At 50.8% G+C, this 13,762-nt stretch carries 9 protein-coding genes; 5 read left to right on the forward strand and 4 right to left on the reverse strand.

The window, feature by feature from the left end; all coding sequences use genetic code 11:
* The first annotated feature begins 382 nt into the window (after positions 1-382).
* From VFA_RS08735 to VFA_RS08750, 4 genes are all read left to right on the forward strand, one after another.
* Complete coding sequence (locus VFA_RS08735) at positions 383-2,728, forward strand: YgiQ family radical SAM protein (protein ID WP_004726352.1); 2,346 nt, start codon at positions 383-385, stop codon at positions 2,726-2,728.
* A 387-nt stretch (positions 2,729-3,115) separates the two neighbouring features.
* Positions 3,116-4,510, forward strand: coding sequence for an MFS transporter (locus VFA_RS08740; RefSeq protein WP_014205331.1), 1,395 nt, complete (start codon positions 3,116-3,118; stop codon positions 4,508-4,510).
* Between the two features lie 11 nt (positions 4,511-4,521).
* A complete protein-coding gene (locus tag VFA_RS08745) occupies positions 4,522-5,460 on the forward strand; it encodes a glycoside hydrolase family 43 protein (protein ID WP_004726354.1) in 939 nt (312 codons plus the stop codon).
* A gap of 106 nt (positions 5,461-5,566) precedes the next feature.
* Positions 5,567-6,127, forward strand: a complete 561-nt coding sequence (locus tag VFA_RS08750; protein ID WP_004726355.1) for a sugar O-acetyltransferase — start codon at positions 5,567-5,569, stop codon at positions 6,125-6,127.
* A gap of 108 nt (positions 6,128-6,235) precedes the next feature.
* Here VFA_RS08750 and VFA_RS08755 read toward each other — a convergent pair whose 3' ends face one another.
* From VFA_RS08755 to VFA_RS08770, 4 genes are all read right to left on the reverse strand, one after another.
* Positions 6,236-7,051 (reverse strand): sugar phosphate isomerase/epimerase family protein, encoded by an 816-nt coding sequence (locus tag VFA_RS08755; protein ID WP_004726356.1) that lies wholly within the window; start codon positions 7,049-7,051, stop codon positions 6,236-6,238.
* Complete coding sequence (locus VFA_RS08760; protein WP_004726357.1) at positions 7,051-8,766, reverse strand: FAD-dependent oxidoreductase; 1,716 nt, start codon at positions 8,764-8,766, stop codon at positions 7,051-7,053. The genes VFA_RS08755 and VFA_RS08760 overlap by 1 nt, the downstream gene beginning before the upstream one ends.
* Before the next feature lie 329 nt (positions 8,767-9,095).
* Positions 9,096-10,190 carry a 3-phosphoserine/phosphohydroxythreonine transaminase gene (gene serC, locus VFA_RS08765; protein ID WP_004726358.1) on the reverse strand — a complete coding sequence of 365 codons (1,095 nt, stop codon included), beginning with the start codon at positions 10,188-10,190 and terminating at the stop codon, positions 9,096-9,098.
* A 119-nt stretch (positions 10,191-10,309) separates the two neighbouring features.
* On the reverse strand, positions 10,310-11,581 hold the full coding sequence (locus VFA_RS08770; protein ID WP_004726359.1) for a DUF945 family protein: 1,272 nt from the start codon (positions 11,579-11,581) through the stop codon (positions 10,310-10,312).
* 232 nt (positions 11,582-11,813) lie between these two features.
* On the opposite strand from VFA_RS08770, the gene VFA_RS08775 reads away from it, so the two are divergent.
* Entirely contained in the window at positions 11,814-13,757 is a 1,944-nt protein-coding gene (locus VFA_RS08775; RefSeq protein ID WP_004726360.1) for an ATP-binding protein, read from the forward strand.
* Positions 13,758-13,762 lie beyond the last annotated feature (5 nt).

Raw genomic sequence — 13,762 nt, forward strand, 5'->3', positions numbered from 1 at the left:
TCCATCACAGAAATTGAGCGACACCGCCGAGAACGTGATACACTCCACCGCTATTTTGTTTGGCTGCTTTTTTCACCTAGTATTACAGCAGGCAGAAAGGTCGCACAACGACGGTCAACGGTGATGGAAGGCATCATCGAAGCCAACAAAACGGAGCGGAAAACGGAAGTTGGACGCTCGTCATACGCGTAAATAACGCCAGCGGGAAGCGACAAGCGTGAGGCGAACCTGAGTGATGAAGATCAGGAAGACTCTAGCGCGCAAGCATATCGGGTGTTGAGTGAAAGACCGCACAACAGAAGCCGGGCGTCAGCCTAGGCGAAATAATAATGGTTCGAACGCCACTCAGCCCCTTCAGTAAAGTGAGCACCTTTTTAAACTTATGAATACACCAAAGATTAACGAATACAAGAAATACTGGGCCGAGTGTTTTGGCACTGCCCCATTCCTGCCAACATCGCGTCAAGAGATGCAGGCGCTGGGCTGGGACAGCTGCGACATCATCATCGTCACAGGCGATGCGTATGTCGATCACCCGAGCTTCGGTATGGCGATCATTGGCCGTTTGCTGGAGTCGCAAGGATTCCGCGTCGGCATCATCGCGCAGCCGGAATGGAACAGCAAAGAGGCGTTTACGACTTTAGGGAAACCGAATCTGTTCTTTGGCGTCACCGCTGGCAACATGGACTCCATGATCAACCGTTACACGTCTGATAAAAAGCTGCGCCACGATGATGCGTACACGCCCAACAACGAAGGCGGTAAACGTCCGGATCGTGCCACGCTGGTGTATTCACAACGCTGCCGCGAAGCATACAAAGACGTGCCGATTGTGCTAGGTGGCATTGAAGCCAGCCTGCGTCGCGTCGCGCACTACGATTACTGGTCAGACAAAGTTCGCCGTTCCGTGCTGTTTGATGCCAAAGCCGACATCCTGCTGTTTGGTAACGCCGAGCGCGCACTGGTGGAAGTGGCGCATCGCCTCGCCAACGGGGAAAGCATCAGCGAGATGACCAACGTGCGCGGCACGGCTGTTAACCTGCCTGCGGCGCCAGAAAGCTTCACCATCATCGACTCGTCACGTATTGATAAGCCGAGCAAACCGTTCGTCCCTACCAACCCGTACGAAGTGGAAACTCAGTGCGAAACCGGTAAAAAAGACGAAGCAGAAGCCAAACCGATCACCATTCGTCCTTCTCGCCACGATGCCAAGACGACCGCGGTACGTCTGCCCTCTTACGAGAAGCTGCAAAACGACCGGATTCTGTATGCACACGCCAGCCGTGTGTTGCACCTAGAAACCAACCCGTATTCTGGCCGCGCGCTAATTCAAAGCCACGGCAACCGTGAATTGTGGGTAAACCAAGCACCGATTCCACTCTCCACTGAAGAGATGGATTTCGTGTTCGATTTGCCTTACGCCCGTGTACCACACCCGATGTATGGCAAAGCGAAAATTCCGGCTTACGACATGATCAAGACCTCGGTCAACATCATGCGTGGCTGTTTTGGTGGCTGCTCTTTCTGTTCGATCACCGAACACGAAGGCCGCATCATTCAAAACCGTTCGAAAGAGTCGATCATCAACGAACTGAAAGAGATTCGTGACAAGGTTCCGGGCTTTACCGGCACCATTTCAGATTTGGGTGGCCCAACGGCCAACATGTACCGCCTTGGCTGTTCAGATCCGAAAGCGGAAGCGAACTGTCGCCGTCCGTCGTGCGTGTTCCCGGGCATCTGTCATAAGCTCAATACCGATCACAAGCACACCATCGACCTGTATCGTGATGCACGTAAAGTCGACGGTATTAAGAAGATCATGATTGCCTCAGGCGTGCGTTACGATCTGGCCATTGAGTCTCCGGAATACATCAAAGAACTGGTCACGCACCACGTGGGTGGTTACCTGAAGATTGCACCGGAACATACCGAGAAATCGCCGCTGGATCTGATGATGAAACCGGGCATGGGAACCTACGATCGCTTCAAAGAGCTGTTTGAGAAATACAGCGCCGAAGCGGGTAAGAAACAGTACCTGATCCCGTACTTCATCTCCGCGCACCCGGGCACAGAAGATGAAGACATGCTCAATCTGGCGCTGTGGCTCAAGAAGAACAACTACGAGTGTGACCAAGTTCAGAACTTCTACCCATCACCGATGTGTAACGCGACCGCGATGTATCACTCCGAAGTGAACCCGCTGAAACGCGTGAAGTACAAAAAACGTGAAGACGTCGCGGTGCCTAAAGGCGACCGTCAGCGCCGCCTGCACAAAGCACTGCTGCGTTACCACGATCCAGCCAACTGGCCGTTGATCCGCGAAGCGCTGATCAACATGGGTAAAAAGCACCTGATCGGCGACAAACCGGGCTGTTTGGTGCCATCAGAAGATGGTGAAAAACTGACGCCGGCCCAACGCCGTAAATCGGGTCGCCATGGTTCGAACCGTTTTGCAACCAAGCATACGATGTCACAGCCGGGCTTTGATGCGCTACGTAGTGGTAAATCCAATGGCCAACGCTCTGGCCAAGGCAAATCCAATGGTCAATCTGGCGGACAAGCCAAGCCGGGAGCGCATGGAAAACCCGCAAGCAACCCAAACAAGCCAGGCCAAAACGGGAAACCGAATGGCAATGGCCGCCCCAACACCTCAGGACAAGGACAAAATCGCACTCGTCCCGGAGGCAAAGGGAAAGCGCAAGGTCGTCATAGCCAACGCGCATCATGAGATGAAAAAAACCGCCAACACTGGCGGTTTTTTTATCACTATCATTTCTTAATTCAGCACCCTAAATTAAAAACCATAAATTGAACCTATATTTCAAATTGAATTCGTCAGATTTTCATTAAAATTTAAATATGTGACATTGTACGTACGATTGATACTCCCGCCCAGAAAAACACAAAATCTCTCTATAGACCATGGATAATATCGCTACCAGCTTAGCGACAGCCTCAAACCCATGAAGCGCTGGAATAACAACCAAACATAACCAGTTTCGCTAAAGACATGTACAAATCTGCTGGATAATTCTTTTCATGAGAACTCTAACAGCGACCGAAGATGAATCACTTTAAGGTAATTCACAGTTGTTCATCGACGGAAGAGAATACAATGTATAAATATAAGCTGCCTGTATTAGAGAAAGTGGGGTTCGGGGCCGGTGATATGGCCGTTAACGTCGTAATTTCCTCTATGATGTTAATTATTACCTTCTTTTACACCGATATCTTTGGCATCAAACCGCAAGATCTCGCGATGTTGTTCATTGTCGTGCGTCTAATCGATGCGGTGACCGATCCATTGATGGGTATGCTGACTGATAAAATCAAAACGCGTTGGGGACGCTACCGCCCTTACATGCTGTTTTTGGCTGTGCCATTTGGCTTGTCAGTTTACTTGGCGTTCAGCACGCCAGACGCCGACTACAACAGCAAACTGATCTACGCCTACGCGACTTACATTCTGGTCACCATCATGTTTACCGCGGTGACTATTCCGTACATCTCGCTCATCAGCGTGTTGACCGATGACCCGAAAGAACGCTTGTCTGCCAATGGCTACCGCTTGTTCTTCGCCAAGATCGCCGCGTTTCTGGTCACCATCATTGTGCCGCAACTGTCTGCGTATTGGGGCCAAGACAACATTCAGTTAGGTTACCAATACTCCATGGGACTGATGGGCCTCATGGGCACGCTGTTATTCCTGTTCTGCTTTGCGACCACCAAAGAGCGCATCGAACACAAAGTCGAGCAAACCAATTTTGCTCAGCAAGTGAAACTGTTAGTCAAAAATGACCAATGGTTGATCCTGTGTGCGGTGTGTGTCACCGGTACAGTCGGCTACGTGATTCGTGGTTCAGTGGCCGCTTATTACGCCAAATACTATCTTGGCGGTGACGCTGGCACCATCTCAGCCTTCTTGGCGACCGGTGTGGTGGCTGCGATTCTGGCAATGGTTGCATCCACGTGGATCACCAAGTTCTACTGTAAAGTTAAACTGTTCCGCTACAGCCAAATTGCGGTGCTATTTCTGAGCGCACTACTTTATCTGACTGTCGGTCGTGGCGACTTTGCGTTGGCCTTCATCCTCTATTTCTTGGTGTCATTTGTGGTGGACTTGCATGCCCCTGTGTTTTGGTCAGCCATTGCCGAAGCCGTCGATTACGGCACCTACAAAACTGGCCAACGTGTTTCTGGCCTCGCCTTTGGTGGCATCTCTTTCTGCCAAAAATTTGGGATGGGGATCGCGGGGGCGATTGTGGGCTGGCTACTCACCACCTTCGAATACGTACCCAACCAAGATCAATCTGATTTCACACTGACCGGTATCGCGCTGATGTTGACGGTGATCCCGGGCTTGTTCCACTTCCTGATGGGCGCTTTCATGTTCAAGTACAAAGTGACGGACCGTTACTACCACTCCATCACCGCGACCAACATTCTTGAACAAGAAGAAAACCTCAGCGAAGTGAAGACTCATATACCTGTTAAAGGCCAGGCAAATTAAGGTTAAGTAAGATGCAAGAACTCATCAATCCAATTATTGAACAGCGTGCTGATCCACATATCACCAAGCACAGTGATGGCTACTATTACTTCACGGCGTCTGTCCCCGAGTATGACCGCATTGAAATTCGCCGTGCCAAATCCATTGCTGAGCTGCGTACGACCAGTGAACTCATTAACGCTTGGTACAAACCAGACACAGGCCCATACAGCGACCTCATTTGGGCGCCGGAATTACATTTCATTGATGGGGCTTGGTATGTGTACTTTGCCGCAGCACCGTCTCGAGCGATCGTTGACGGATTGTTTCAGCACCGCATGTATGCCATCTCCAACCACAACGCCAACCCCATCACCGACAACTGGGTGTTTGAAGGGCAAATCGACACCGGCATGGACACATTCTGTCTGGATGCCACGTCGTTTAGCCATCAAGGGCGAAACTACTACGTTTGGGCGCAAAAAGAGAACGGCATTCGAGGCAACTCCAACCTTTACATTGCCGAGTTGGAAACGCCAACACAGCTGAGAACCCAACCGCAACGATTAACCATTCCCGAATTCGATTGGGAACAACGCGGGTTCTGGGTCAATGAAGGGCCGTCGATATTGCATCGTCATGGCAAGTTCTGGATGACATATTCCGCCAGTGCGACCGATGAAAACTACTGCATGGGCTTACTCTGGGCCGATGAGAACAGCGACTTGCTCAACCCAGCAAGCTGGCATAAATCTGATCATCCCGTCTTTGCGACCAACTGGGAGAAAAAGGTGTACGGCCCGGGTCACAACAGCTTTACACAAGATGAAAACGGTCACGACTTGTTGGTTTACCACGCGCGTGATTATACCGAAATTGAAGGCGATCCACTGTGGGATCCAAACCGTCACACCCGCATCAAAGTGCTGACGTGGAAAGATGGCTTCCCACAATTTGGCGACGCCATCTAACCGACCGGGCAGAGGCCGCGTTTTACGCGCCCTCTGCTTTTCGGTTCAACATATTTCCAACCATCAAGCAAACCATTGGATGAACAACATGAGTGCCCTTACCGATATGCGCGCTGGCGAGCGCTACTGGATTAACGACCCAGAACTGATCGAAATTCGAGATACAACGCGAGATTTGGCGGCTGAATACAATCAGTTGCCTCGACGAGACCGCGACCAACAACGTGCGATTTTGACCCAAATGTTTGCGGCGGTTGGTGAAGATGTCCACATCGAAAAACAGATCAACATCGACTACGGCATCAACACCACTTTGGGAAGCCACGTGTTCATCAACTTCAACTTCACCCTACTCGACTGCGCGCCAGTCACCATTGGCAACCACGTGTTTATCGGCCCCAATGTGCAGGTCTACACCGCGCATCATCCGCTCGATTTTACGACCCGAGATGAACACATCGGTTGGGCAGAACCTGTTACGATTGGCAATCATGTGTGGATTGGCGGCAACTGTACCATCATGCCTGGCGTCACTATCGGCAACGGCGCAGTCATTGGTGCCGGCAGCGTTGTCACCAAAGATGTCCCGCCCAATAGCCTAGCGTTCGGTCATCCATGCCGAGTCCACAAAACGCTCGGACAAGCACAACGCGAAGCAAACCATTAAACGAAAGCCACCCATGCGGTGGCTTTCGTTTGTTTAACTACATGCAACGCAGATGGCCCGGCTAGGCAAATGTCATCACACGAACTCAATCAGCGGCGATCCATCATGTCACACGTGCGCCGCGGTTGGATTCACCAATGCTTGAGCGCCGTTCAGGCACTGCAAAGCACACGCCCGCATTTCCGCTAGCGAATAGGGATTCTCCATCTGCATCGGCACTTCCAACCCCATCGGAACGCCTTTTGGCATCGCATCAAGAATCGCTTGTAACGGAATCTGTCCTTGTCCCGGTGGCAATCGATCTTCGCGCGCGGTATGCAGTAATGCCTCGTGTTCGTAATGTTCGAGCCTTAACGCGTCACACAAATGCATAAACGGCAGCTTGTGCACCGGAATCGTGGCAAGTTGTTGCAACGAACTGTTAGAACGATCAAAATGCAGCGTGTCCACCAAAATCCCGACCGAATCGCCAGCGTCTTTTGTCACGGCGTACGCTGTGGCTAAATCAGGCACGTTGGTCCACGGGAAAAACTCAAGCACAACATTTAAATCATAGCTCGATGCTTTCTCCCCCAAATGCGCTAGTGAGTCCGCCAATCTCGAGAGATTTGGATCGTAAGGTGCCGTGATGATCTGCTTTGCACCCAATTGCGCACCAGCTTCGAGAAAAGGTTCCAAATCCTTGATGTCAAAGTTGGGCGTCATGCGAACAAACTCAATGTCATGAACGCCAATGCCCGTATTGGCCAACGCCGCTTGCGTCGCTCTCATCATTCGCTTGTCCTCCATCAATGGATAGCCAGGCGAGTTATCGGTCACTTTTATGAGCCGCAGCCCCACAGCGTCGTAGCCAATATCGGCAGCCATTTCAATCATTTGATCCGGTGTAAGATGAATCACCGTGAGGTGTGCCAATGAAAACATCAGATTTTCTCCCTTAAATCCACTTCCCATGCCTTGATACCCGCCGCGTGACGCGCGGCCAAATAACCAAAAGTCAATGCCGGACCAAGGTTGATTCCACCCGCCGGATACTGCCCACCCATGACACTTGCCAAGTCACTACCCGCAGCATAAAGCCCAGGGATGATGTGCCCGTGAGCATCAATCACACAGCCGTCGCCATTACTTTTTAACCCGGCAAAAGTTCCGAAACTGCCTGCGATCACTCGCACCGCATAGAATGGCCCTAGCTCAATGGGCGCAATACAGGGATTAGGATGATGATTCGCATCCCCTTGCAATCGTGTATACGGCGTTTCTCCGCGATGAAAATGAGGGTCAACCCCCTGCTTGGCGTGTTGATTCCATTCGGCAATGGTGCGTTCCAATCCTATCGCATCAATACCTGCTTTGTGTGCCAATTCAGCAATACTGTCAGCTTGAATCAAATAACCATTTTTCACGTATTTTCCGACAGGCAACGGCGCTGGACGCGCAATACCCAAGCCATATCGACGCTGAAAGTGATGGTCACAAATCAACCAAGACTGTACCGCCTGCCCTTCTGGCGTGTTATCCATCATCTGCTTAACGTAGTCGTAATACCCCATCCCTTCGTTACAAAATCGGCGACCATCTTGCAAGACACCGATCAGCCCAGGTTTACCGCGATCAATAATGTGGGGGAACACACCTAACGACTCAGTCTTTGGCACCTGAGATACGGGGCACCATGCCCCCGCAGACGGATAATTGGCTTCTACCACTCCCCCTGCTTGTTCACCCAAGTTCAACCCATCTCCTGAGGCGGAAGGCACAGCTAACGATTGATGTTCAATGGCGTTTGGAAACAACTGTGCGATGCGTTGTGGATCATGAGCAAAGCCGCCGGTTGCCAGCACCACACCTTTGCGCGAAGTACAAACCATCCGCGTCCCCTGTGCGGTCACAAACTCAACCCCAGTGACTCGGCCATTGTGTTGAGTCAACGTCATGTCACGACAATCTGTGCGAAACGTCACCCCAAGATCCAGCGCAGAACGTAGTAAACGGGCAGCCAGAGAGAGTCCATTACGCAGTTGCATGCCTCGTCGGTAACACAGGAGATCCAGTAAATGTTTGCTCACGCGTCGACTGACATAGATGAAGCTAGTCAATTGGCGGGTCACATTCATAAAATGCTTCAGATCGGTACCAGCTTGAATGGTCAAACCGTGAAACGTGGTCTCAGCCAGTGGCTGACGCAGGCGACGAATCCAGCGTCCGAGCCGACGACCATCGTAAGGTAATGCGATCACGGATCGCCCCCCTGTTCCCGCGCCCTCCTCCGAGCTATAGGTATCAGGGATATGTAACCCTGGCTCAAATTTCAACGCCGTTTTATGATGAAAAAATGCCACCATTTGTGGCGCCCCATGCAAAAAGGCACTCACTCGCTCTTGGTTGAACTGACCTTGAATCACGTTGCGTAAATAGGTTTCAACTTGCGCGTAGGAATAGCGAATACCATGCTCTGCGGCTAAATGGTTGCGTGGTGCCCAGATCCAGCCCCCTGACCATGCGGTTGTGCCACCAATCACATCGGCTTTTTCTACCACCAGCACATGGAGACCGTGATACGCGGCCGTCACCGCCGCCGACAAACCTGCCGCACCAGATCCCAATACAATCAGATCGTAGTTATGTTTCTGCGTCATTCCTCATTCCTCCACCAGCGTTTACGCTGCGATACAGGTGCATGAGGAGTACGGGACTGAGCAGCATCACATACCGCCTCCCTGAATACTCTTATTTTCACCACTCTTCCTTGAATTGCGATTGCTATGACCGTGTTCGTCTTACGATGAAATGTTAGTGATTCGCACCCAGTGCGCTCACAGTGCATTTTCACTATAAAGGCAACGCAATCACCGCCACCAATTCAAAATCTGGCCATGCTATTGATTTTTGAGAACAACAGAAAAACAAAAAAGCCCAGTGTCGCCACTGAGCTTTTGCATTGTGATGGGTGAGTTGTGCTTGAGAATTACGCGTATTGCGCTTCGAACTCTTTCATGAAATCAACCAACGCTTGAACGCCTTCCAGCGGCATTGCGTTGTAGATTGAAGCACGCATTCCCCCTACGACGCGGTGACCTTTTAGCGAAGTCAAACCACGGGCTTCTGCCAATTCGAGGAAAGTGCCATCCAGTTCTGGTTTTGCCAATTGGAACGGAACATTCATCAGCGAACGGTTATCCGCGTGAATTTCGTTGCGGTAGAAGTCAGAAGAATCGATGTAACCGTACAGCAGCGCAGCTTTCTCGCGGTTCACGGCTTCAATCGCTTTAACACCACCTTGCGCTTTCAGCCATTTGAACACGAGACCAGACAAGTACCACGCGAACGTTGGTGGGGTGTTAAACATCGAATCTTGTTCAGCCAAGATTTTGTAGTTCAGAATGCTAGGAATGACATCGTTGGCTAAGCCCAACAGATCGTCACGTACGATAGCAATACAGATGCCCGCAGGACCAATGTTTTTCTGAGCGCCCGCGTAAATCACGCCGTATTTCGATACGTCGATTTCGCGCGAAAGAATCGTAGAAGACATATCAGCAACGATTGGCTTGTCAGTCACTGGCAGGTCGTTGATTTCAATCCCGTCGATGGTTTCGTTTGGACAGAAGTGAACGTAAGCGGAGCCCGCATCAATTTTCCATTCGCTCGCTGGCAGTACGGCCGTTTTGCCGTCTTTGTTGATTTTCGCGTCAAATACATCCGTAGTGCAGTATTTTTTCGCTTCTTTCACAGCGCTTGCTGCCCAGTAACCTGCGTCGATGTACGTCGCCTGAGTTTTGTCGCCCAGTAAGTTCAATGGCACGGCCGCGAATTGTGCGCGCGCACCACCTTGGCAGAACAGAACTTTGTAGTTATCTGGAATATTGAGAAGATCGCGTAAGTCTTGCTCCGCTTCTTTCGCAACTTGAATGAAAGGTTTGCTACGGTGACTGATTTCCATCACTGAAACGCCCAGATCGTTCCAGTTTACAAATTCAGCCTGTGCTTGTTGCATCACTGCTTTTGGCAACGCTGCGGGACCAGCACTAAAGTTAAAAACAGTGTCCGTATTCGGCTCCATGTGTTCTTTGCTCCTGCTATCGTAAATTAGTGTGATTAATACCACTTTTTTGACGGGATAAAAAGTGAGAAAAGAGGTCTGAAGACCTCTTTTCTTGAATAACTGATCAATTGAGCAGATTAATAACCTTGTTGCATCATTAACGGCATCAACAGCGCCACCAAGGGGATCTGCTGACCGTTGGCAAACACGAGATTGCCATCCTTCACATCCGCTTTGAGGTGATAGCCCTTTTCATCCTGTGTCGCCATATCCATCATCACCAGCTCGTCCACGCCTTGTTGCACAAACGGGTAATCGGCCGCCAATTGGGACGACACAAACGTGTTCAAATGACCCGTCAGCGCCGACAAAATCACGCTTGGGTCTTGCAGCACGTCATGAGTCCCCTCAGGGATCGCAAGCGCCCAGTTCGAGTCAAACTCACCGTCCCCCACATTGAGCGCCATCTTGTTCATGCTGAGCTTAAACCCTTTGGCGAACAGTGTGTCGACGTACGGCAGTGCTTCTGAAATGGCTTGCTGTGACATGTCTGGATGGTTTTGATAGATATTGGACAGTTTTTCAAACGACAAACTGTCGACATCCCCCAAAGTGAAATCAATTTGCAGGTTGTTGACCGTACCGCTGTCGTTGACGAGCTGGCCAGCCATCACCCGATGTTGGCTACTGAAACGCTGCTCGAGCTCATCCAAAGTTGAGGTAAAATCGTAACTCACGTTGTCCGCAGAAAGCGGCGATGCCCCTTGCGTGTCACGTGTGTCCAATTTTTCGAGCGTCAGTTTTTGCTGACCAATCCAAAATCCATTGACTTGTTTGCCATGGCCTTCACCAGCAAAATTGCTCATCTGCACCTTTTCACCCGTCGAGAAGTCCATGTCGATCGATGGAATAGAGGCCGAATAAGTGATTTCACCCAGTGTCGTAGCCGTGCCGCTCAACGTCATCGGCGTGACCGACAACGTAAACGGCGTTTCGCCTTGGTTGACGTAATGCCACGCTTCGGTTGTCGCTGTGTACTCGGTATTGCCGTTCAGACGCGTGGTGCTGTTGATCACCATCGGGAAATCGGGGAACTGCGGGAACGTGGAGACAGACGTCAAGCTCAGCAACCCGTGGTGCACATCGCTATCCATGACGATTTCAGTCGGAAAACCTTCCGCTTCCATCTGTTGCTTCATTTTTGGATCCACGACCGTGTAACGGGTTTGTACCTTTGAGGACAAATAGCCGCGATCGTAACTGACTAACTCAGCCGTCACTTTATCGTTGCTGACGTGCGCCACGCCGTCGGTGATCACGCTCTGGCCGATTTGTCCAACGGCCAACGGCCAACACAGCGCCAACGCAATAGCCCCACCCACTGCACCAATTCGTTTAATAGTTTGCATAATAAAAGGATTTCCTGATTGTTTGGCTCAGTCTACCGTAGTTATTCAACTGAGCTCAAGAGACGAGAGTCTAAACGATGATTGTCCGAGATTAATGAGGAAAGTATGAGTTAAATCAGAGTATTGACGCCTGCATTGTCAAAGTTTGGTGTCTTCAAACCTAGCTCTCAAATCCGCCAAGCGAAGCTTGTTACAGTAATGCTGCCGATCCGTAACCGACAACGAGACTGACGTGAACCGATATGCCCTGCTCTGTTTAGACAATAATCCCATCAGTGTGGAACAGTGGCGCCACGAATTAAGCCCGTTTGCCACCAAGTTCGATCTGCATACGGCCGACTCCGTTGACGATGCACAGCAAACACTGGAATACCTCGAACAGCAAAATCAAACCGTCGCGCTGGTGATTGCCAGCCATCACGAAGCATTGAACGGCGCGGATTTCCTCATTCATCTCGATAAGCTGCCTCATACGCGCAACGCGCGTAAAGTGCTGGTCAGTTGCGGCCAAGACATTCAAGCCATTCTCAATGCGGTGAACGAAGGGCGATTGGACTACTGCCTGACCAAACCGCTGCAAGATCACGTGCTGCGCAAAACCGCGCAACAGGAATTGACGACCTTCATCCTCGAACACGATAAAGACAATATCCTCAGCTACAGCACGCAACTCGATCAACAGCGTATTTTACGCGCCCACATCGACAATAAAATGCGCTCTTTTCGCGATGGCTTTATCACCGATTACCACCGCCTGTCAGACACGGAATTGGCCGAACAAGTCATCGGCGCGCTGTACCTGTTTTTCGAAAAAGAGGATGAAACCCGAGCTTGCCGCACCTATTCAGCCGAACACCTGCTCACCAAAGAAGGCGAAGAAAATCGCTTTTTGTGGTTTATCACGGAAGGCGAAGTGGCGCTGTATAAAAAAGATGATTTGGGACAGCAACGCGAAGTGGTACGCCATAAGAAAGGCAATATCGTCGGTGGGATGTCGTTTGTGACCGGAGAACCCTCCTTCTCCACCGCCATCACCTTAACCAAAACGGAAGTGATTAAACTCGATCGCGATGTGTTTGCCAAAGTGATGCATTCCGACAGTAGCTTGTTGCCGCTGTTTACCAACTTGTTACTGCGCCATTTCAACCGTCGTTTACAGCGCAGCATCAACACAAAAATCAAACTGCAAAAGACGCTCGAATCCTTAGAATCCGCCCATCAACAGCTGATTGAGCGTGAAAAAATGGCCATGTTGGGTCAATTGGTGGCCGGGGTCGCTCACGAACTCAATAACCCAGTCGCCGCCATTTTACGCGGAACGGAAACACTCAGCCGAAACATCGAAACCATTGTTGACAGTTGCAATGCGCCAGCCCCAGCACAGGCCACGCAAGGCGCCCAATTGCTGCGCAGCGCACTGCTGGCCAAACCGATGTCGACATCGGAAGAGCGCGCTCGCGCCAAGCAGTTGGAACAGCAAACGCAGCATCGATTGGTGGCCAAAAAAATGGTCAAACTCGGGTTAGAACAAGACACTGAATTGATCGCACTGGCACGGCGCAATCCCGAACACGTGCTGGCCCAAATCGAGACATTGGAATCGTATCATCTGGCGGGCAGCAACTTGCGCTCGATTCATGTCTGCGCGCAACGCATTGCCGATATGGTCAAAAGCCTCAAAGGTTATGCGCGCCCCGATGACGAAACTTTCCATCGTGTCGATATTCACGAAGGGATTGAAGACACCTTGGTGATCTTCGAAAACCGTCTCAAACTGCACCGAGTAGAAAAGGAATACGCCAGCATTCCACCGATTGATTGTTTGCCGATTGCGCTACAGCAGGTGTGGACCAATTTAATTTCGAACGCCATTGATGCCTTCCCCGAACGCGGCGTACTTCACATTCGAACACGAATAGAGGAGAAAAATAATCAAACCTATGCTGTCATAAGCTTCACCGATAACGGTTGTGGGATTCCTGATGAGCTCAAAGCGCAGATTTTTGCACTCAACTACACCACCAAACGTGAAGGCAATTTCGGATTAGGGATTGGCCTTTCCGTCTGCCAACAAATTGTGTTGCAGCACCAAGGTTGGATAGCCGTCGACAGTCAACCGCATCAATACACCACCATGAGCGTTTGGTTGCCGCTCTCACCTCGCTCAATCGATTAGGAGAC

The organism is Vibrio furnissii CIP 102972 (genome assembly GCF_000176175.1).
In the GTDB taxonomy this organism is placed as follows: Bacteria; Pseudomonadota; Gammaproteobacteria; order Enterobacterales; family Vibrionaceae; genus Vibrio; species Vibrio furnissii.